The following is a 20,661-nucleotide window of genomic DNA, read 5'->3' on the forward strand; positions in this document are numbered from 1 at the left end:
TCTGACTATGATGTTATAAAAAAAACCGCTACATTGAGACGGTCGTCGATAGCAGGAATCGTAAAGGTGCAGCTCTCTTATAGTCAATTTAAACTGCTGATGCAGCAACTAAAAAAGGCGCCACAGCATGGTTTTCAGCAAGCCTGCATCCGCTTGCCTAAATTAGATTTATTAGCCTGGTTAAATCAACAGCAACAACATACTCGTGGCTACTGGCGGGATAAACATCAGCAACAAGTTGCTTTTGTCGGTGCCGCAAAATCACTGATTGGTCAGGAACAACTACAAGCTCAGTGTGAACAACTCAACGCCCAAAACAATCAACTGCGATTCTATGGTGGTATTGCCTTTGCGGAACAAGCCGCATCGTGGCCCAGTTTCCCACAACAGCGCTTTATTTTGCCGCGCTTTGAGATCCGAGGCAATGGCGAAGATTTTCAATTCCTCATTAATGCCAATTTTGAACAACAAATCGACTTAGAATATCAACGGATCGAACAAGCTTTTTCATCGCTCCAAGCCACTCAAACCATCGAACCAAACCAGCTCACAGTGCTAAGTCGTCACGACCAGCCCAGTCAAGCCCAATGGCAGCAACTGGTGACACAGGTCACCAGCAGTGAATTTCAGCAGCATACCGCAAAAGTGGTCTTATCCAGGCAGACAAGTCTGAGCTTAAGTGCTGATATTAATGCTTTTTCACTGTTGCAACAATGGCAACAAAAAGAGCCGCAGTGCTATAGCTTCTTATTTCAGTTTGATGGCTTTCACTGCTTCGTTGGCTGTAGCCCAGAGCGCCTGTATTCTCGGGAAGGAAGCCAACTAAGCAGTGAAGCCCTAGCGGGCACAGCCCCAAGAGGCGCAACTCCAGAACAAGATTTACAACTTGGGCAGGCCTTATTAGATGACGCAAAAAACCAACGAGAAAATCAATTGGTGGCCGATGACTTAAGCTGTCGTCTCGGCGAACTCAGCTTACATGTACAAACCTTGGCTGAGCCAGAGCTCGTCAAGCTAGCTCAGGTGCAACATCTAAAGCGACGGATCATTGCTCAAATCAGTCCCGATTTGGATGATAGTACTCTGTTACAGGCCTTGCATCCAACCCCCGCCGTCGGCGGTCTACCGCGCAGTTCGGCGATCCAATATATCTTAAAGCATGAAGGATACGCTCGCGGCTGGTATGCCGGTGCCGTCGGCTGGTTTAGTGGCGCGCAAAGTGAGTTTTCGGTCGCGATCCGTAGCGCCTTGGTCAGTGCTCAACAACTGACTATTTTTGCTGGCGCGGGGATCCTCGCCGGCTCAGATCCTGAGCTAGAATGGCAAGAACTCAACCACAAAATCGCCACCGTATTACAATTAGTCGATGAGGACGCCCTTGAACAAAAGTAACCCCAAAAATATTAATATCGCTTGGGCGGAACTGTTGATTGAAGACTGTCTGCGCCATGGTATTCGCCAGTTTTGTATCGCGCCGGGCTCTCGCTCTACCCCCTTAACCTTGGCCGTCGCTAATCATCCTGGCTGCCAAAGTCTGGTTCACTTTGACGAACGTGGTCTTGGCTTTTTCGCCCTCGGTCTAGCCAAGGCTAGCCGACAAACGGTGGCAATTATCACCACCTCTGGTACTGCCGTCGCAAACTTATATCCGGCGGTAATTGAAGCACGGCAAACTGGCGTGCCACTATTGATCCTCAGTGCCGACCGCCCCCAAGAGTTGCTTGCGGTGGGAGCCAATCAAGCCATTGATCAGCGTAGGATTTTTTCCGACTACCCGATTTACCAAGCAAGTTTAGCCGAACCCAACCTCGCCATGTCACCCAGTAGCATGCTCACGGAACTAGGTCAGGCCTTGGCCATGCAACAACAAACAGCCGGCCCGGTACATCTTAATTGCCCCTATCGAGAACCCTTTTACCCACAGCAGGCGCGACAAGACTTATCCAGCCACCTAGCTGACTTAGCCGTTTGGCACGACAGTGACCAACCCTATTACCAAGTGGTCATCAGCCCTCAGAGCCCCACTTGCTCGGCGGCTTGGTCAAGCTTGGATCGCAACAGCAAAGTGTTAGTGGTAATTGGTAAACAACTGCCCGAACAGACTCAGGCGATTATCGCTTGGGCTGAGCAACACCATTGGCCAGTGGTAGTCGATTGTCAGAGCCATTGGCAAGTAGTCGATAGCGAAGTCATCACTCAAGCAGACTTATTACTGGCCAACCAGCACTTTGCCACGGCGAATCAACCGGATTTAGTGATCCAGTTTGGCGCGCATCTGGTCGCCAAACGTCTCAGCCAATGGTTGGCCAAGATCTCGACACAGCAGTGGCTAATTGATCCCGCACAGCAGCGACTAAACCCCAAGCATCAACAACAAATTCGCTGGCAGTGCCAGCCCACTACTTGGCTCAAGAGCCATCTGGCGAAGCAGCCAAGTACTGGCGCCTACTTAGAGCGATGGCTCCAGGCACAGCAACAAATTCAGCCCATCGTGCAGCAGCATCTGCAAGACTATTCAGAGCTATCGATCAGTGCTCAAATCAGCGCCTTACAAGCACCTGGCTCAAGCCTCTTTATGGGCAATAGTATGGTGATACGGATCTTCGAACTCTTAGGTCAGAGCTGCGCTGCCACAAATTATTTTGCCAACCGCGGAGCCTCGGGCATCGACGGTCTGCTGGCAACCAGTGTCGGAATTAGTCAGGCTTTGGCTGGATCAACCAGCTTAGTGATTGGCGATACCTCGCTACTGCATGACTTGAATTCACTAGCGCTGGCGAGTCGCAATCAACATAAGCTAGTGATCATCTTATTGAATAATCAAGGCGGCGAGATCTTTAGTTTACTGCCTGAACTGGCTGAGCCCGAGCAGCACCAGCAACTGGCCGAGGACTATTACCAATTGCCCCAACAAACCAACTTCGCCGCAGCCGCACAGTTATTTAACTTGCCCTTCCACAGAGTCTCGAGCAAGCAGCAATTCGAGCAAGCCTTTAAGCAAGCACAGCAACATCAAGGCGCGAGTTTGATTGAGGTTTGTTTTTCCGCCGGTGATGCCAGTCGGCGTTATCAGGCCTTACTCAGCGAGGTCAGTCAACAGCATGCACTTTAGTGTTTATGGACAAAGTCAACATCCCTGCTTGGTGCTGTTACATGGTTTCTTGGGGAATGGCAGCGACTGGCAGGCAGTCATCGCCGAATTAAGCGCTGATTATTACTGCGTCGCCATCGACATTCCTGGTCATGGTTTGAGCGGGCAGCAACGGTTGAAACCGCGCGCAGCATTCAAAGACTTTAGTCATCGCTTGAGCGCCTGCCTCAAACGCCTGAAAGTACGCCAATACCGATTACTCGGTTACAGCCTCGGAGGCCGCTTAGCTTTACATCACGCACTAATCGCTCCCAAAGGCTTGCAGCAGCTGATTATTGAATCGGCTCACCCAGGTTTATGCGACGCTCAAGCTCGCCAACAACGTTTAGTACAGGATCACCGTTGGGCCGACCGTTGCTTAAACGAGCCGCTGGAAGAGCTATTAAACGATTGGTATCAACAGGCGGTGTTTAGCAATTTATCGAGCTTACAACGCCAGCAACTGATACGAAAACGCAGCCACCAAGATCGTCAAGGCCTAGCTGCAACCTTAACCGCCTGTAGTTTAGGTTTACAAGATGACCTCTCAAAGCAGCTAAGACGCTTAAAAATGCCGCTCGATTTTATCGGCGGAAGTTTAGACCATAACTACCAGCGCCTAGCCAAGCAGCTACAGCAAGATTATCCGCAACAGCATTGGCATCACATTGCCAATGCTGGGCACAATTGCCACTTTGAACAACCGGCGCTGTTTTCCCAACAACTCACTCAGTGTCTTAAAAATATATAAGAGAAAAACATGACTACAATTGAACGCACCCCAGTAAATTGGCAAAACGTCAACCATGACTACCAAGATATTTACTACCATAAATCGAAATGCGGTATCGCCAAAATCACCATTAATCGTCCGCAGGTTCGCAATGCTTTTCGACCGTTAACGGTGCAAGAGATGATGCATGCTTTGCACGATGCGCGAATTGATCCTGAAGTCGGGGTGATTATTTTAACTGGTGAAGGAGAGCTCGCCTTCTGCTCTGGTGGTGACCAATCGGTACGGGGGGATTATGGCGGTTATCAAGACGATCAGGGCACTCATCATCTGAATGTTCTCGATTTTCAACGACAAATTCGGACCTGTCCCAAGCCCGTGGTCGCGATGGTAGCTGGTTATGCTGTTGGTGGCGGTCATGTCTTACACATGATGTGCGACCTAACCATTGCCGCCGATAATGCTAAGTTTGGCCAAACTGGGCCTAAAGTTGGCTCCTTCGATGGTGGCTGGGGAGCCAGCTATATGGCACGCATCGTTGGTCAGAAAAAAGCCCGCGAGATTTGGTTTCTCTGTCGAATGTATGATGCCCAAGAGGCGCTCGACATGGGCTTGGTCAACACCGTGGTGCCCTACGCTCAATTGGAAGCCGAAACCGTACAGTGGTGTCGTGAAATGCTGCAAAACAGCCCAATGGCGCTACGTTGCCTGAAGGCCGCATTGAATGCCGACTGTGATGGACAAGCAGGCCTGCAAGAGCTCGCGGGTAATGCCACCATGCTATTTTATATGACCGAAGAAGGCCAAGAAGGACGCAACGCCTTTAACGAGAAGCGCCCTCCGGAATTCAATAAATTTAAAAGGAACCCTTAGGCAAATAACAAATTAATCATCTAATATTAGTAAGTTAACTTGCTGTGATTAATTTAAGGGATGAAAATGTCTTTCATCCCGCCTGCGAATAAGGAACTCGGTATGCTCTGTAATTGGCAAAGCGCAACGATCTCTCGCTATACTCTGCAACTTCGTCACCCAATTAACCTTGGTCCACAGCAAATCAGCCAACGGCAAGGTCTCTATCTGGACGTCTGTTTTAACGATGGACGAAGAGGTCGTGGGGAAGTTGCCCCGCTGCCGGGCTTTAGCGAAGAAACGCTCGACCAAGCAGAGCAACAACTACTGGATTATTTACAGGGCCATAGTATTCGCAAGTTCTATCCCAGTGTCGCCTTTGCCATCGACTGCTGTGTCGCGGGTATGCCCCCAGAAGTACCGATCAAGGTCGCGTACCCCCTATTAGACGGTGACTTCGCCCAGTGCCAGCAAACCTTAGACCGGAGTCATGCAACTTTAGCCAAACTCAAAGTGGCTCGTAACTCCCCTAAAAGTGATCTAGAGCTAATTACCCAATTGCAACAACATTATCCTCAACTGCGTTTACGTTTAGATGCCAATCAAAGTTGGCTCTGGAACCAAGCGATTTATGTATTAGAAAATATCGATTTAAATCGTATCGATTACATCGAAGAACCGCTTGTCAACAGCCAACAGTGCGCGATGCTCGCCAAGCGAACCCAAGTCGGAATAGCTCTAGACGAAACCCTACAAGATAGCAGTTATCGCTACCACTACTTCGACGGTTTACGCAGCTTAGTACTCAAGCCGAGTCTAATCGGAACATGGCATCGCTGTACCAGCTTAATTGATCAAGCGCATGCCGACCAGGTTAGCTGTGTACTCAGCTCAGCCTACGAAAGTGAAATAGGTTTACAATGGATCCAGAACATGGCGAAAGACTTTACTCCCGAGCAAGCGCCAGGACTGGACACACTTAAAGCATTTAGCGACCAAACCATTCAACTTGAGCTGATCCAACAACTTCAAAATAACCACTAATTCGCTCAGCGGTGACCCTAAATAAATCAATAACGGCACCGCCAGCTCAACTTTTGAGCAGCTAATTCATAGCATCTTGCCGCGTTTTCGATGAAACCACAGATCTCATTCAAGCATCGGTCATCACTTAAAAAGCGTTTTCTAGAGCCTTGTCACACTCTCACTACGTTTGTGAATAAACGTCATAAGCGTACAAAAAAGCGTCATTGGTTGTTTACCAATATCGACTTAGGCTGATTGCTGAGGAGTGCCTTATTGGGATGACCTCTACACCCTACAACTAGAGCAGATTGGCCGAACGATGTAATTCTCGCCAGGCACAATCGCCCTAAATAAAAACATAATAAAACAAGCTATCAAGCAAGGAGCCATATATGAAAAAGCTGATCATGTTAATCTGTACAGCCGTATTAGCCCTATCCACACCAGCCTTTGCCAAAACCGTAAAAATCGGTTTAGCCATCGATGATTTACGTCTAGAGCGCTGGCAGAAAGACCGCGATTTTTTTGTTGAGAAAGCTGAGGCGCTTGGTGCCAAAGTATTCGTACAGTCTTCAAATAGCAACGAGACTGCACAAATTTCTCAAATTGAAAACATGATTTCTCGCGGTGTCGATGTATTAGTAATTATCCCTTACAACGGCAAGGTTTTGTCGAATGTTATCGCTGAAGCAAAATCTGAGGGCATTAAAGTGCTCGCCTATGACCGCTTAATCAATAATGCAGACATCGATTTTTATCTATCTTTTGACAATGAAAAAGTAGGTGAATTACAGGCCAAAGCGTTGATCCAACATAAAGCCAATGGCAACTTCTTTTTGATGGGGGGCTCACCTGTCGACAACAACGCGAAATTATTCCGTCAAGGACAAATGAATATCCTGCAACCGCTGATCGACAAAGGCGATATTAAAGTGGTTGGCGATCAATGGGTCGATGGCTGGCTCGCTGAAAACGCATTAAAAATCATGGAAAATGCACTCACCGCCAATAACAACAATATCGATGTTGTTGTTGCCTCCAACGACTCCACCGCTGGTGGTGCAATTCAAGCGCTTGAAGCGCAAGGTTTAGCCGGGAAAGTCTTTATTTCCGGTCAAGATGCCGACTTAGCAGCAACTCGTCGGGTCCTTGCTGGCACGCAAACCATGACGATTTACAAACCCATAAAGCTATTAGCCACCACCGCAGCCGAATTAGCGGTTGAAATGGGCGAAGGCAAAATGCCCAAAGCCAACTCGAGCTTAAACAACGGCACTAAAGATGTGCCCGCTTACTTGTTAACTCCGATCCCCGTAGACAAAGACAACATCGACAGCACGATTATTGCCGATGGTTTCCACACCAAAGCAGACGTTTACCAATAACCTTCTGTTCATCCAGCGGTATTGAAAGGCGGGGCCTTCCCCGCCTTTTGAGGAGCACTTATGAGTCAAACCAGCTTATTAACAATGTCTAACATTGTTAAGAAATTTTCCGGCGTGGTGGCCTTAAATGGAGTCAATTTTAATCTTGAGCGCGGTGAGGTGGTATCACTTTGCGGCGAAAACGGTTCGGGTAAATCAACCTTAATGAAGGTGCTCACCGGGGTGCACCCCTACGGATCTTATCAAGGTCAAATCCATTACAAAGGCCAACCCTTAATTTCACACAATGTCAGAGATAGTGAGGAAAAAGGCATTGCGATTATTCACCAAGAACTCACCTTGGTGAAAGAACTATCGATCTTGGAGAACATTTTTCTGGGCGCCGAGCTCAGCCATTATGGCGTGCTGGATCACAGCGCAATGTTTCAGCAAACCAAAGCCCTGTTGCAACGGGTGAACTTAGATATTTCGCCGGATACACCGATCCGCGAGTTAGGCGTCGGCCAGCAACAACTGGTGGAAATAGCCAAGGCCTTATCCAAACAAGCCGAAGTATTGGTCTTAGATGAACCCAGCGCCCCACTCACCGAGTCGGAAACTCGGATACTGTTAGACATCGTCAAACAGCTGCGCAGTGAAGGCGTTAGCTGTGTGTATATTTCTCACAAGCTCACCGAAGTCAAAGAAATCTCTGACCGCATCTGCATTATTCGCGATGGTGAGCATATTGGGACTCAGTCTGCCAAACAAATGAGCACCGACGATATTATCAGCATGATGGTTGGCCGCGAACTCAAACAACTGTTCCCTCGGGAAGAACATCCGATCGGTGACGTGGTATTAAAAGTTGGGCCGGTGAATGCCCAGCTCACCAAAGGCTCGCCCTTAAAGCAAGTGGACCAAGTCAATTTTAGCCTACATAAGGGCGAAATATTAGCGGTCGCCGGTTTAGTGGGTTCGGGCCGCACCGAACTGATGCAATGCTTGTTTGGTTCCTATGAGGGCATTTATCAATGTCCGATCGAACTAGACGGTCAGCCAATTAAGATCCGTCATAATCGGGATGCTCTTAAATATGGCATTGCCATGGTACCTGAAGATCGCAAGCGTCACGGGATTGTTCCGATCATGGGCGTTGGCCATAACATTACCTTGGCAGGATTAAATATGTTTACTGGCCCCGCTCAAGCCTTAAACGAATCGGCGGAACAGGCCTCAATAGACCAATCCATCGCACGACTCAAAGTCAAAACCGCTTCTGCCGACTTGGCGATTAAAAGCCTTAGTGGCGGTAATCAGCAAAAAGCAATTTTGGCGAAGTTTCTGCTACTAAAACCGCGTATTTTAATTCTCGATGAACCAACACGAGGGATCGATGTGGGGGCTAAATATGAGATCTATAAACTTATTTTTCAGCTTGTTAAACAAGGAATTAGCATCATTATGGTGTCTTCAGAATTACCCGAAGTATTAGGGATCAGTGACCGAGTCTTGGTGATGCACGAAGGTAAATTAAAAGGCCTATTAGACAATCAAAACCTGAGCCAGGAAATGGTGATGGATTGTGCATTGGCCGAGGAGTAAAACATGTCTAGTCAAGAAACCACCATCACCCCCCCTGCAGTCAAGGGCAACTTGATGGATAAACTGAAAAAAATGCAGCTACAGGTATTAGTAATGTTTGCCGCTATTGCTTTGATCATGCTGTTTTTCTATTTTGCTACTGACGGTAGTTATCTCACCCCTCGTAATATTTCAAACCTGTTACGACAAACTGCAATTACAGGGATCCTCGCCATCGGTATGGTCTTTGTCATCATTTCTGCTGAGATTGATTTATCAGTAGGCTCTATGATGGGACTACTCGGCGGCGCTGCTGCAATTATGGATGTATGGTGGCAACTGCCCTTGCCTCTCACCATTGTTCTCACCTTATGTGCTGGCTTACTGCTCGGGCTTTGGAATGGCTGGTGGGTTGCCTATCGCAGAGTGCCTTCTTTCATCGTCACTCTCGCCGGTTTATTGGCCTTTCGAGGTATTCTGATCGGTATTACTGGTGGCAGTACCGTGGCGCCCACCAGCCCCAGTATGGCGATTATTGGCCAAAGCTATCTCCCCGATCTGTTTTCGCTAATGACCACTGTTGGAGCATTGATCGTATTCTTCGCCTGGCAAGGCAAACGACGTAAAAACCGTAGTGCCCACCAGCTAGATAACAGTCCAATTGCCGGGGATATACTGAAATTTGGTTTTATCGCAATTTTTGCCTTAGCGGCAATATTGTTGCTCAACGATTATCGCGGCGTCCCTACCCCGGTACTACTATTGGTAGTTTTGATGTTTATCGCCGCATTCATGGCCAAAAAAACCGCTTTTGGACGGCGTATTTATGCCATTGGCGGTAATCTCGAAGCCAGCCGCCTATCAGGGATCAATGTAGAAAAAACTAAACTCAGTGTATTTGCCATTAATGGTTTATTAGTTGGGGTCGCAGGTTTAATTTTGGCCTCCCGCTTAGGCGCGGGTTCCCCCTCGGCGGGTAATATCGCCGAACTGGATGCAATTGCCGCCTGTGTGATTGGCGGTACCAGCTTAGCAGGTGGGGTCGGTACCGTATTCGGAGCTGTTTTAGGCGCCTTTATCATGGCCAGTCTGGACAACGGAATGAGCATGATGGATGTACCGACCTATTGGCAATCGATCATTAAGGGCAGTATTTTGCTACTCGCAGTATGGATGGATGTTGCCAGTAAAAAACGCGCTTAAAACAGCACGCTGTGCAAGCCGACAATGATCGCACACCAGGCTGCTTAATTGTTGGACTGAGCAGATTTAAGGTCGTAAAAGCAAAAGCAATTACGACCTTTTTCCTTGGCTTTATACATCGCGGCATCAGCATTTCGGATCAACATTTCGGCATTAATGCCATCACCCGGATAAATACTGATGCCAACACTGGCGTACACCGGATGAACCTGAGTATCCAAATATATTTCTTCGGCTAAACGACTCAAAACCTTATTCACCACCGACGATGCATCCTGATGCTGGTCTATCGAAGTCAATGCGAGCATAAACTCATCTCCCGCAAAACGAGCCACCGAATCTTCCGCTCGAATGGTGTCTCGCACCACCTGCGCAACTTGCTGCAATAATTGATCACCCGCAGCATGACCAAAACTATCATTCACCTGTTTAAAATCATCTAAATCAATAAACACGACGGCCAATTGAGTCTCACTAAGTTGTGCTTGACGCATCGAGGCATTTAACTGCTCCAAGAACAGCGCTCGATTTGGCAGGCCAGTCAAACCGTCGTGACTGGCGAGATGACGTAGATTAGTCTCATTGTCTTTCAGAATTTTAATCTGCAGGTTAATTTGCTGCGACATGGCATAGAAGCTATTCGCAAGTAAACCAATCTCATCATTACGGTCGCTTGGTAATAAACGCTGATCCAACGACTGGCCCGCAGAAAAATCTTTCACTGCCGCCACCATATTACGGATCGGCATCGACAAAATCCGAGCAAACAACAGTGAGGTCAATAATCCCAATAGGCTCAAACCCAAACACACCTTAATCATTGAACCAGCTAAGACATCCATAATCGCACTCAAGCTTGGTAAAGGGCTAGCCAAACCCAATACCGCCATTTTTTGATTGGTGATAGAACCATAAAACAACGCAGTAAATGATACCGCCCGTTGGTAATTCACGCCAACAGAGGAGGGCAATACATAGGTCAGCGGTTGATGGTTACTAAATAACGCTTCCATTTCGGGAAAATCTTGTTGAATTAAATAGCGGTGGCCAAAATGAAAACCAAACTGCTTATCAGAATCTGGATTCACTAAATAATCACCGTGCTGATTACTCAGATAAATATCAACACCTTTCGGTAAATCCGCCTGTAATAAACTAAACAATTGGGTCAAACTTACATTAATCACCACCAAACCGAGCGTCTGACCATCAACATACACTGGCGAAGCAACCTTTAAAGTTGGATGATGCAAATCCACTTCCAAGCCCTGCTCGGTATGAATTTCAATATCCGATAGATAAACTTCATCCGGACTAAGCCGCAACGTTCGAAAAACATAAGGATAATGAGCTTTTTCTTCTAACTCAGAAGGGCTGCGAGAAACCACACCAGAACTTAAACGGTCCACCCGAATCAACTCTCGACCAAAGTCGGCGGCACCAATAAAACGGATCTGAAAATAAGAAGAGTTTAACTTCAGTTTTTGGGTAAATATTGAATTCAGTTGCTCGGCAAATTCAGCGGGTTGAAGCGTACTAAAATAACCGACGGTCTGTGGTATAGCACTCAAAAAACGCGCATCTTTGGCAATTTCATCGATGGTTCGACTAAACTCACGGGTTAATATTTGAGTGGTTGTGGCTAGTTCTCGTTCGGCGCTTTGGCTGAGCAAACCGCGGCTTTCGTGATAACTGATGGTCGCCGTCACGATCGAGGCTAAGATCCCAAACATTGAAAACCATAAGCCAAGACGAAGTGAGATGGAGTTACTCATGGTCATTCCATCGTGGCCATATTTTTGCCACTTAGAATAAGCTGCCAAACTTGACTACGACGTTGCTGATCCTCTACCGCTTGTAGCCAGATAACTTTATCTTCGGTAACACTTCGCGGATCTTGTACAATAGTATTTGCCAGCCCTTGGCGCTGAGTTAAACGCTCACTCACCCAAGGCTCTAAAGTGTAATTAATCCATTGATGGGCTAACTCTGAGTTTTTCATGCCTGCCGAAAGAACCCAACAATCAAGCCAGGCTAAGGCTCCTTCTCTTGGGATCACGTAACCAACCTGAGCGCCAGCATCGGTGAGCATTTTGACCTGCTGCGCGCCATAGTTAGCAAACATCAGCGCTATATTTTCCTGAGTAAAATAATCTAGCGCCTCCTCGGGGGAAGCATAAAAGGTCAATACATTCCGTCGCAAAGCCACTAAACGTTCGGTGGCTTGCCTGAATTGCGCCTCATCCAATTGAAACGGATTAGCAACCCCCTCGACCATCGCCGCCAAAGAGTAATTATGCGAACTGCCGTTATAAGCCAAAATTTGAGCACGATAACGGGGATCCCATAATACCTGCCAACTAGTAGGAGGCTGTTTAAACATTGCTAAATTATAAATAAGCCCCATTTCAGAGTAGGTATAAGGTACCGCATACACGGCATCGCCTCGAGTCGCTCCCGGGATCGATTGCAATGCCTTAAAGCGAGACCGTTGATGAAGCACATTCGGCAGTAGTTTTGGATTGAGCGGCTGAGTCAAATTAGCGTTGATGTAACGCTGCAATTCGGCAGTATTCACCGCAAATACATCAAAATCAGCCCCCTGCTGATGACCGATCCGTAGCCACATATCATCATCGTTAGTCACATAACTAACTTTAACTTTTACTTGATAGCGTTTCTCGAACACGGTCACAATATCGCTGTCAGCATAACCGGGCCAAGCCAGTACCCGCAAATCGACCTGCTCTGCAACCGCTGGCAAAATAGCTAACCAAGCAACCAGCAAACCTGCTGATATAACTCGCAACATTCCTTGTTCCTTGATGTTTACTTAGAGCTAAGCTATAAAACGTAAAATAACAATAGAGTGATTAAGTATACGAATAATGTCCATAATGTGAATTAAAAGTTAAGCGCATTCAACAAACCATCGCTATAAAGCTTAGCTTACTCTTCAGCGCTTATACAAAATCCATGTGTGAACGATTGATTGCTACAAGAAAAATGAATATTAGAGTTCAGTTTGGGTTAACGCTTGACCCAGTGATTCAAAATAAGCCAGTAGCGCAACGCCAATCCGCTGCAGATGTTCGGAATCTGGGTAAGCCCCTGCTTGAGCAAGCTCACTTTGCTTGGTTCCACTCACCAAATAGGCATTTTTGAGTTCCTCGCGACTTTGTACCCAAGCTTCGAAAGCACGAGCCATCATCTCCGTTGGCAGACTAAAATAACTTTGCTTAAACTGCCTATCTAAGGCCAGCGAACGTCGCACATAAGAGTTTAGATCTTGTCCATCTGAGCTTAATAGAGCCACAGCAAACAAGCGATTGAGGCGTTGATTCAATGGATGCTGGCGTTGCCGATCATCAGACAACCAGCGACTTGAAGCAAAATCATGGGTAGCCGCGGGCTCAACAAATAACTTATCGGCCATATAATGATCGAAGGCATGCCACCATTCATGGGCCAAAGCACCTGCCCCTGCATTTTTTGCTAAGGCAAGGGTTCGTGAATTGAGTGCGTAATGGGCTTGCGCTAAACGCTGCCCGCCATGCCCAAAGGCCAAGTTTAAATGACCGCGTAACCCCAAGGCCTGAGGCGGCAAATTTAATAGAAAAGCAAGATCGGCCAAAGCATCAAATAATAAGTTTGCGGCCAGCACCTTTTCTTGCGCAGTCACCCAAGCGCCAATGCTTAAGCCCGCAAAACCAAAAGTATTTTTAATGTCAGCAAAATCCACTTCATCACCATGACGGTAATCGGGCCCTCGCCGATAGTAATCACGATATAAACCTGATTGACCCGGTTCCGACTTATCCAAACTCAGATCCTAGCGAACGACTGATCTGAATTTTACCATCCACAAAGTCGATGAAATGGTGAATACTGGGTAATGCATCTTGCTGATGGTGCGTCACATACACCAGATGACTCAGTTGATATTTTGCGACTCGCTCAAGGGCATTCAGCACCAAACGACGCTGTAAAAAATCTAAGCCTTGGCATGGTTCATCAAGTAATAACAAAGCGGGGCCTTTCACTAAGGCTCGAGCAATCAGCAGTAGCCGTTGTTGTCCGTAGGATAAAGATTTAAAACCACAGTTAGCCAGCTCAGTTAAACCAAATAGTTCCAACCACAACTTGGCTTGTTGTCGTTCCAGCTCCGAAACTTGTTGATAGATACCGATGGAATCATAAAGACCTGACAACACCACTTCCAGAGCACTGCAGTTAACCCGATACTGCAAATGTAAACTCGAGGAAACCATGCCAATTTGCCGTTTAATTTCCCAAATGCTTTCGCCACTTCCCCGAGAATAACCCAAGACTTCAATTTGATTACTATAACACTGAGGATGGTCGCCAAAGATCAGGTTAAGTAAAGTGCTCTTTCCACAGCCATTCGGCCCCCGAATTTGCCAATGCTGACCCGCTTCAATACTCCAGGTTAGGCTCTCAAATAGCGTTTCACCGGCATAGGCCACTTGCCCATCGCGGATCGAAAACAAGGGACCCGATGGCGGCGATTGGCACTGTTGGCGTAAACCTTCAACAATCGCGAATGACTGCCGCTCAGCCTGTTGCTCTAACAAACGACGCTCTGGGTGCTCGCGCCATTGCTCGATGGAGAGTTGTTGACTCAAAGCCTGATCGTCGAGCACCGCAACATGACTGATCGCCGCCGGTAGCTCTTCGTCACGCGAACTAATCAGCATCAGTTGGCATTGCTGGGCAAGCGAGGCCAGTAAATCCAGTAACTGTTGTTGGTGCGCCAGATCTAAACCGGCAAAGGGTTCATCGAGCACCAATAACTGCGGCTGGCGAAGTAAGGCCAAGGCTAGCATCACTCGGCGAGTTTCTCCCGTAGAGAGCAGCTTAAAACCACGCGCCAACAAACCACTTAAATCACACTGTTCGATCACTGCTTGTCGTTGCGCTGGCTCATGGTTCACCCGCAGCAATAATTCAGCCACACTATGTCCGGGGTCGAATTGGTCACTAAAATCGCTGTCATCTTCGGCTAACTCGCGCTCTAACAATGCTTGTTGCTGCTCTAGGGAGACCAAAGCCACTCGCTCCGGCGCACCGCAACACTCGCCAGCTTGAGCAATTAATTCACCATTGAACCACGCCCCCAACAAAGATTTACCACTGCCACTGTGGCCTAAAATGGCCCAGTGCTCAGCTGGTGCTATCGACCAATGTTTGATTGCTAAACGCCGCTCACCGGCGAGCAGTACCAAGTCTTGTATGATCATCGAAATACTTCCTAGAGCCTTAGGGGATACTTGTTGGAGATGAAACACGATTCATCCCTGGCCGCAATAGCATAAATTAAACGTCCCTTATCTTCATCTAAATCCCTCATGACGATTGGTCAACACTAGCATTTCACTGCCCACTACGACCAATCTAGCCGAGACATAAAGTCAGCTTAAGAAGCCCTTTTATTTCCATATTCAGCATAATTTGAAAATCCTTACCCACTTGTCAGCGGACTAAATTTGAAGACCTTGAATTATTTATTGGGTTTCTCAGGTCTGATAGGGCAGAACAAATATAATTGGACGCCTCTATACCGTGACTCAAGCATCAAATCATAAACCCTCCACACCCTATGTCTCTCCCGGTATGCCCGCCTTAGATATGAGTGGCAAAACCACCTCATTCTTTGAGTTTTGGCCAACTTGGGCAGTCTACATTCCAGTCGTGGTACAGTGCTTACTGTTAAGCCTACGGCATCGCTCGCTCACTTTACCACTACTCGCCAACCCCAAGTTGCCGTTAGCGGGCATGGTTGGTGTTGGCAAGAGTGAATTACTCTGTCAAGCGCAAGGGCACTGCGAACAAGCCGTGCTGCGTTGGTTAAAAGTGACTCGCAGTGGCGCACCACTAGAACGCCAAGTTGAAGACTTAATATCCTTAATGGCGCAACGTGACTTGCAATTTCCCTTGGTTGGAAAACCCGATATCGGCTGTCGAGGTGCAGGAGTCAAGTTACTGCACAACACCAAACAATTACGCGAATGTTTAGCCAGCTACCCACTCAATGCCGTGATGTTGCTCCAAAAACTGGCCAGTTATGAAGCGGAAGCGGGCGTGTTTTTTGTTCGTCACCCTGAACAAGCCGAGGGGAAAATTATCTCATTGGCACTCAAGTACACCCCCTATGTACTCGGCGATGGAACCAGTACCTTAAAGCAACTCATTCAAGCTGATCCCCGCGCCAGCCAATTACAGCACCTATATCTATCTCGTCACCAAGACAAATTAGATGAAGTGCTCCGCCTCGACCAACCTTATAAGCTGGTATTCTCTGCCAGCCACTGTCGTGGCGCTATTTTCCGCGATGCTCAGCATCTGATCACGCCACAACTGAATGCTGCAATCAATCGGATCATGGCTGATCTACCAGAGTTTTATTACGGCCGCATGGATATAAAATTTGCCGATATAGAGCAGTTACAACAGGGCAAAAACTTAGAAATAGTGGAGATCAATAGCGCCAGTTCTGAATCACTACATATTTGGGATCGCAATACCTCTTTTCGAGAAGCAATCCGCTCATTACTGTTTCAATATAAAACCCTGTTCGAACTCGGCGCTGCAAATCGTAAACGAGGCTATCAACCACCAAAATTTAAAGAACTGCTGGTTCGCTGGAAACACGAGCGCGAACTAACCGCTAGCTACCCAGAAACAGACTAAGGAGCAGTCCATGCAAAAATTCGATAACCCATTTAAGCTAAAGCTGCGTCCCCAATGGCTGGCACGCATCCTTGAGCAGGTACTGGCTCTTTCGCCCTTGGCCAAGCACTATGCAAGTCGGCCACGGCACGCCGATAAGCAGCACATCGCCACTACGTTTTTACGTCATACTATGCGCAGCCTGGATTTCTCATTATTGGTCAACAATCCTGAAAACTTTCAAACTATCCCGCAACAAGGCCCACTATTGATTGTGGCGAATCATCCTTTAGGCGGTTTAGAAGGCGTCGCGATGAGTGAGCAACTGCTACAAGTGAGGCCAGACTTAAAGGTACTCACCAATCAACTATTGGCCAATATTCCCGAGTTTAACCAGCTATTCATTGGGGTGGATGTATTATCAAAAAATGCGACCAAAGCTAACGCCAAAGGGATCAGAGCGGCTTGCCAGCACCTCGCCAAGGGCGGCGCGCTGATGATTTATCCTGCGGGCATGGTCTCGGCCATCAATACCGACACCGGCAAAATTGGAGACCGTCAATGGCATACTTTGGTTGGTCGTTTGGCGCTGCGTTATCAGGCGACGGTACTACCCTGTTTTGTCTCAGGCCGCAACTCGAAGCTGTTTTATTTAGCCGGCCTCGTACATCGTCGACTCAGAACTCTATTGCTGCCCCGAGAACTGGTGAATAAACGTGGCCGTGAATTTACCCTGCAGCTAGGTCAAACGATTGCCCCTAAGGACTATCAAGACTTAGCCGATGAGCAAGCCGTGACCGATTATTTTCGAGTCGCCACCGACCTACTGAGTTTATCGCCACTCACCACTCCCAAGCTGGTGTCGAAATATCCCCCGCTACACTTGGTTGAAAGCCTGCCCCATGGCCGCCAACAATTACGTCAGCAATTACAAGCGCTCGAAGATTGCATGTTACTCGAACGACGCAACTTTGCAGTCTATTGTGCCCCATACTCACGATTAGGCCCGATGATGGATGAAATAGCTCTCGCCAGAGAAGTCACCTTCAGAGCCGCTGGCGAAGGCACCGGAAAACCACTCGATAGTGATCAGTTTGACCCTCACTACCTGCACCTGTTTGTTTGGGATAAACAAGCCAATTGCTTAGTTGGCGGTTATCGTTTAGGTCAAGCCAATGAGATTGTGAAACAACATGGCATTAAAGCCTTATATAGCCGCTCTCTGTATGATTTTGAACCACAATATCTGCAACGCATGGGTGACTGTCTGGAGATGGGGCGGTCGTTTGTGGTTCCTAAGTATCAACGCCATCCGCGGGCTCTCGACTTGCTTTGGCAGGGGATTGGTCACTATGTTGCCAAACATCCGCAATATCACACCTTATTTGGCTGTGTCAGTATCTCTCAAGAGCATTCTGAGCTCGCCCAAGCTTTTATATCTGACTCTATGATTTCTGCCTTTCGGGCTGAACAACGTTACTTAAATGACGTCAAGCCAATGGTGCCTCTCAAGGTTAAAGGCAAGGTATGGACTACCAAGGTACTCGCATCCTTAAGTAATATCACCATCTTAAACAAACTGATTGGGCAATGCGAGCCGGGGAAATCGATCCCAATTTTATTACGTCATTATTTAGCGCTAAACGGTCGTTTTGTTTGTTTCTCGGTGAACAACCGCTTCAATCAATCACTCGATGGGTTAATTATTGTTGATCTTAGAAAGACCCCTCAGAAATATTTACGGCGTTACCTCGGTCAAACCGGTAGTGAAATATTTTTAACTAAATGGAGACATAATGAAGCCGCTGCATAAGGCAACCATCGAGGCATTGCAACAAGTACAACACTTAGTCGAAGCCAGTGATAGACAACGCTACAATCAACCCTCACGACACAGTGAATCTGGGATAGGACGCCATGTGCGACATATTTTGGACCACTTTTTAGCACTACAACAAGGTATTAAACAAGGCTGTATCGACTACAATCAGCGTCATCGCGACAGTCAGTTAGAACAGGACCCAATGATTGCATTACAACTCATTCACCAACTGAACCATTGGTTTTCGGTAAGCGAGACTGCGCTCGCAGACGCGCCCATTCGAGTTGAATCTGAAATTTCCAGTGTGCAGCAGTGTAGCCAGCAATTTGACAGCAGCATCGACCGAGAGCTTTGTTATCTGATTAATCATACGGTGCACCATGTCGCCTACGCCAAGCTGGTAGCTAAAGAACTCGGGCTGCTGGTAAATGCCAAAATTGGGATAGCACCAAGTACCGCCAGTTATCTGCGTCAGCAGGCCAATTAAATGTGTACTTTAAGTCTGATACGCCTGCCACAGCAGCTAGTCATCACCATGAATCGTGATGAGGCAAGAACTCGTCATGAAGCCGGACTCATCCAGCAAAGCAAATGCAACACTCAGCTCTTATATCCACGCGATGCTCTAGCGGGTGGCAGCTGGTTTGGAGTGAACAATCATGGGGTAACGCTGGCCTTACTCAATCGTTATCAAGATCCACAGCACAGCGATGCGCCAAGCCGCGGAACAATCATTCCACAGGCGCTCAATGTTGGCGCAGCCGAAGCACTTGAAGAACATTTAACCAACCAAGATTACCGTGACTATAATCCCTTCGATTTATTGATGATGTCACCACACTTATGTCAACACTACCGCTGGAATGGCCAACAGCTCAGCACTAGTCCAGTCACTCAAAAAGCGCTGCTATTTAGTTCTTCGGCACTAGATACCAAGCGGATTATCGCCAAGCGCCAACAGTACTTTGCGCAATGGTGGCAAAGTCAGGAGGAAAATCTCAAACAGGATGCAGAACAGTTAGCCAACGGTGTACTGCAAGCCGTTCACCTCCAACAAGGCAAGCAGCCGAATGAATCCGTATTAATGGATCGCCAAGATGCTCACAGCAAAAGCATATGCCAAGTGGTCCTCGGTAGGAAAAATCTTAATTTTAACTACTACCCCGAAAACAGTTTAGCGCACTGGCGCAACCAAGCGGCAAATCCAAAAAGAGACTGGCAGTCATTGCATAGACAGCAGCGCCAGTTAACCCGTCTTACCCCCCACTCAATGAGAGAGGAACCATGATGAAAAAGCTCCTATTTAGTTTGCTACTACTATCTGGCACCAGCTACGCCGCCGATGCTATTTATACGCCTTGGTATAACAATTTAGCAATTAAAGGCTACGACAGCGTCGCCTACTTCACCGACAATGCGCCGATAGAAGGCAGCAAGCAATACCAATATCAGTGGCAGGGTGCGATCTGGCAATTTAGTAATGCTGAACATCTCGCCATGTTTAAGGCGCAACCGGAAAAATATGCCCCACAGTATGGCGGCTATTGCGCCTATGCCGTCGCCAACAATAGCACCGCCAGTATTGAGCCAGAGCAATTCACCGTGAATCAAGGTAAGCTCTATCTCAATTACGATGCCGAAATCCAAAAAAAATGGCTCGCGCAACGCGATAACTATATTGCAGACGCCGATAAAAACTGGCCCAGTGTACTGAAATGATACAGCGCTACAGCAAGTTAGTGAATGGCCTCAGCCCTTGGCAAATAGCCATCTTAGCGGCACTGGGATACGGCGCTTGGGCCGCTTTGGTTAATCGGGAATATGGGCCAGTTGTCAGCTTAAGAGCCGGACTGGTACAAGGCAGCTATGCGTTTGTTTCAACGGCCTTGATTAGTTATGTCGCTCGAGCAGTATTGCAACGCTGGGGGTATCACCAGCACATCCGTTACTTAGCAATGCTGCTAAGTTGGTTGGTAATGCTGAGCATTCCCAGCCTGTTACACCTGTGGCAACATACCCCAAATTGGCAGCAAGCGATGCTACCCGGCGTATTATTCGGAAGCCTCTATTTATGGAGCTACTGCCAACAGCTGCAACCAAGCAAATCATGACTCAAAGGGATTTTAATCCTCAGCGAAGTAATGTTTTAAAAGTATTTCACATCAAATAAATCACGGATTTCAGAAGTGAGGGGCATGAGGCTTGGCGAAGTCTCAAAGCGCCAGCCGAGCGCCATCAACCGCCACGGTTTAAGACA

Annotated in this window: 18 protein-coding genes; 14 read left to right on the plus strand and 4 right to left on the minus strand. The window is 47.6% G+C overall.

Annotated features, from left to right (window positions below; translation table 11 throughout):
- The first annotated feature begins 66 nt into the window (after positions 1–66).
- The 8 genes from ACRRSY_RS21400 to ACRRSY_RS21435 all read left to right on the plus strand — a co-directional run bounded on the left by ACRRSY_RS21400 (position 67) and on the right by ACRRSY_RS21435 (position 9,892).
- A complete protein-coding gene (locus tag ACRRSY_RS21400) occupies positions 67–1,392 on the plus strand; it encodes an isochorismate synthase (RefSeq protein ID WP_432463988.1) in 1,326 nt (441 codons plus the stop codon).
- Complete coding sequence (menD, locus tag ACRRSY_RS21405) at positions 1,379–3,112, plus strand: 2-succinyl-5-enolpyruvyl-6-hydroxy-3-cyclohexene-1-carboxylic-acid synthase (protein WP_432463989.1); 1,734 nt, start codon at positions 1,379–1,381, stop codon at positions 3,110–3,112. The genes ACRRSY_RS21400 and menD overlap by 14 nt, the downstream gene beginning before the upstream one ends.
- Entirely contained in the window at positions 3,102–3,881 is a 780-nt protein-coding gene (menH, locus tag ACRRSY_RS21410; protein WP_432463990.1) for a 2-succinyl-6-hydroxy-2,4-cyclohexadiene-1-carboxylate synthase, read from the plus strand. Before menD ends, menH begins: the two co-directional genes overlap by 11 nt.
- Before the next feature lie 9 nt (positions 3,882–3,890).
- Positions 3,891–4,736 carry a 1,4-dihydroxy-2-naphthoyl-CoA synthase gene (gene menB, locus ACRRSY_RS21415; protein WP_432460395.1) on the plus strand — a complete coding sequence of 282 codons (846 nt, stop codon included), beginning with the start codon at positions 3,891–3,893 and terminating at the stop codon, positions 4,734–4,736.
- A 66-nt stretch (positions 4,737–4,802) separates the two neighbouring features.
- On the plus strand, positions 4,803–5,759 hold the full coding sequence (gene menC, locus ACRRSY_RS21420) for an o-succinylbenzoate synthase (protein ID WP_432463991.1): 957 nt from the start codon (positions 4,803–4,805) through the stop codon (positions 5,757–5,759).
- Between the two features lie 374 nt (positions 5,760–6,133).
- Positions 6,134–7,126: a D-xylose ABC transporter substrate-binding protein gene (xylF, locus tag ACRRSY_RS21425; protein WP_432460397.1), complete on the plus strand. Its 993-nt coding sequence runs from the start codon at positions 6,134–6,136 to the stop codon at positions 7,124–7,126.
- A 60-nt stretch (positions 7,127–7,186) separates the two neighbouring features.
- Complete coding sequence (locus tag ACRRSY_RS21430) at positions 7,187–8,710, plus strand: xylose ABC transporter ATP-binding protein (protein ID WP_432460398.1); 1,524 nt, start codon at positions 7,187–7,189, stop codon at positions 8,708–8,710.
- A 3-nt stretch (positions 8,711–8,713) separates the two neighbouring features.
- A complete protein-coding gene (locus ACRRSY_RS21435; protein ID WP_432455538.1) occupies positions 8,714–9,892 on the plus strand; it encodes a sugar ABC transporter permease in 1,179 nt (392 codons plus the stop codon).
- Between the two features lie 44 nt (positions 9,893–9,936).
- On the opposite strand, the gene ACRRSY_RS21440 is transcribed toward ACRRSY_RS21435, so the two are convergent.
- The 4 genes from ACRRSY_RS21440 to modF form a co-directional block, all read right to left on the minus strand.
- Positions 9,937–11,667 (minus strand): diguanylate cyclase domain-containing protein, encoded by a 1,731-nt coding sequence (locus ACRRSY_RS21440; RefSeq protein WP_432455537.1) that lies wholly within the window; start codon positions 11,665–11,667, stop codon positions 9,937–9,939.
- Positions 11,668–11,669: 2 nt separating this feature from the next.
- A complete protein-coding gene (locus tag ACRRSY_RS21445) occupies positions 11,670–12,704 on the minus strand; it encodes an extracellular solute-binding protein (protein WP_432463992.1) in 1,035 nt (344 codons plus the stop codon).
- A gap of 201 nt (positions 12,705–12,905) precedes the next feature.
- Positions 12,906–13,715 (minus strand): CLCA_X family protein, encoded by an 810-nt coding sequence (locus ACRRSY_RS21450; RefSeq protein ID WP_432463993.1) that lies wholly within the window; start codon positions 13,713–13,715, stop codon positions 12,906–12,908.
- Positions 13,708–15,153, minus strand: coding sequence for a molybdate ABC transporter ATP-binding protein ModF (gene modF, locus ACRRSY_RS21455; protein ID WP_432463994.1), 1,446 nt, complete (start codon positions 15,151–15,153; stop codon positions 13,708–13,710). The genes ACRRSY_RS21450 and modF overlap by 8 nt, the downstream gene beginning before the upstream one ends.
- 322 nt (positions 15,154–15,475) lie before the next feature.
- Here modF and ACRRSY_RS21460 point away from each other — a divergent pair, with 322 nt between their 5' ends.
- From ACRRSY_RS21460 to ACRRSY_RS21485, 6 genes are read left to right on the plus strand one after another with little or no spacing between them, the layout of a single operon-like run.
- Positions 15,476–16,603, plus strand: a complete 1,128-nt coding sequence (locus tag ACRRSY_RS21460; RefSeq protein ID WP_432463995.1) for a D-alanine--D-alanine ligase — start codon at positions 15,476–15,478, stop codon at positions 16,601–16,603.
- 10 nt (positions 16,604–16,613) lie between these two features.
- Positions 16,614–18,395, plus strand: a complete 1,782-nt coding sequence (locus ACRRSY_RS21465) for a lysophospholipid acyltransferase family protein (protein ID WP_432463996.1) — start codon at positions 16,614–16,616, stop codon at positions 18,393–18,395.
- Positions 18,379–18,891, plus strand: a complete 513-nt coding sequence (locus tag ACRRSY_RS21470) for a DinB family protein (RefSeq protein WP_432463997.1) — start codon at positions 18,379–18,381, stop codon at positions 18,889–18,891. The genes ACRRSY_RS21465 and ACRRSY_RS21470 overlap by 17 nt, the downstream gene beginning before the upstream one ends.
- Positions 18,892–19,692 (plus strand): NRDE family protein, encoded by an 801-nt coding sequence (locus ACRRSY_RS21475; protein WP_432463998.1) that lies wholly within the window; start codon positions 18,892–18,894, stop codon positions 19,690–19,692. It begins immediately after the preceding gene.
- The gene (locus ACRRSY_RS21480) at positions 19,689–20,123 is read left to right on the plus strand and encodes a YHS domain-containing (seleno)protein (protein WP_432455529.1); all 435 of its coding nucleotides are present in this window, start codon (positions 19,689–19,691) and stop codon (positions 20,121–20,123) included. Before ACRRSY_RS21475 ends, ACRRSY_RS21480 begins: the two co-directional genes overlap by 4 nt.
- Complete coding sequence (locus tag ACRRSY_RS21485) at positions 20,120–20,515, plus strand: hypothetical protein (protein WP_432455528.1); 396 nt, start codon at positions 20,120–20,122, stop codon at positions 20,513–20,515. The genes ACRRSY_RS21480 and ACRRSY_RS21485 overlap by 4 nt, the downstream gene beginning before the upstream one ends.
- Positions 20,516–20,661: the final 146 nt, after the last annotated feature.

Origin of the sequence: Agarivorans sp. QJM3NY_33, from assembly GCF_050870865.2 — a bacterium.
GTDB lineage: Bacteria > Pseudomonadota > Gammaproteobacteria > Enterobacterales > Celerinatantimonadaceae > Agarivorans.

Bases quoted from the DNA above. Each gene is read 5' to 3' on its own strand.
- menC (WP_432463991.1), top strand. From the start codon at position 4,803: ATGTCTTTCATCCCGCCTGCGAATAAGGAACTCGGTATGCTCTGTAAT.
- ACRRSY_RS21470 (WP_432463997.1), top strand. From the start codon at position 18,379: ATGAAGCCGCTGCATAAGGCAACCATCGAGGCATTGCAACAAGTACAA.
- ACRRSY_RS21475 (WP_432463998.1), top strand. From the start codon at position 18,892: ATGTGTACTTTAAGTCTGATACGCCTGCCACAGCAGCTAGTCATCACC.
- ACRRSY_RS21465 (WP_432463996.1), top strand. From the start codon at position 16,614: ATGCAAAAATTCGATAACCCATTTAAGCTAAAGCTGCGTCCCCAATGG.
- ACRRSY_RS21480 (WP_432455529.1), top strand. From the start codon at position 19,689: ATGATGAAAAAGCTCCTATTTAGTTTGCTACTACTATCTGGCACCAGC.
- ACRRSY_RS21430 (WP_432460398.1), top strand. From the start codon at position 7,187: ATGAGTCAAACCAGCTTATTAACAATGTCTAACATTGTTAAGAAATTT.
- ACRRSY_RS21485 (WP_432455528.1), top strand. From the start codon at position 20,120: ATGATACAGCGCTACAGCAAGTTAGTGAATGGCCTCAGCCCTTGGCAA.
- ACRRSY_RS21445 (WP_432463992.1), bottom strand. From the start codon at position 12,704: ATGTTGCGAGTTATATCAGCAGGTTTGCTGGTTGCTTGGTTAGCTATT.
- menB (WP_432460395.1), top strand. From the start codon at position 3,891: ATGACTACAATTGAACGCACCCCAGTAAATTGGCAAAACGTCAACCAT.
- ACRRSY_RS21435 (WP_432455538.1), top strand. From the start codon at position 8,714: ATGTCTAGTCAAGAAACCACCATCACCCCCCCTGCAGTCAAGGGCAAC.
- xylF (WP_432460397.1), top strand. From the start codon at position 6,134: ATGAAAAAGCTGATCATGTTAATCTGTACAGCCGTATTAGCCCTATCC.
- menH (WP_432463990.1), top strand. From the start codon at position 3,102: ATGCACTTTAGTGTTTATGGACAAAGTCAACATCCCTGCTTGGTGCTG.
- ACRRSY_RS21440 (WP_432455537.1), bottom strand. From the start codon at position 11,667: ATGAGTAACTCCATCTCACTTCGTCTTGGCTTATGGTTTTCAATGTTT.
- modF (WP_432463994.1), bottom strand. From the start codon at position 15,153: ATGATCATACAAGACTTGGTACTGCTCGCCGGTGAGCGGCGTTTAGCA.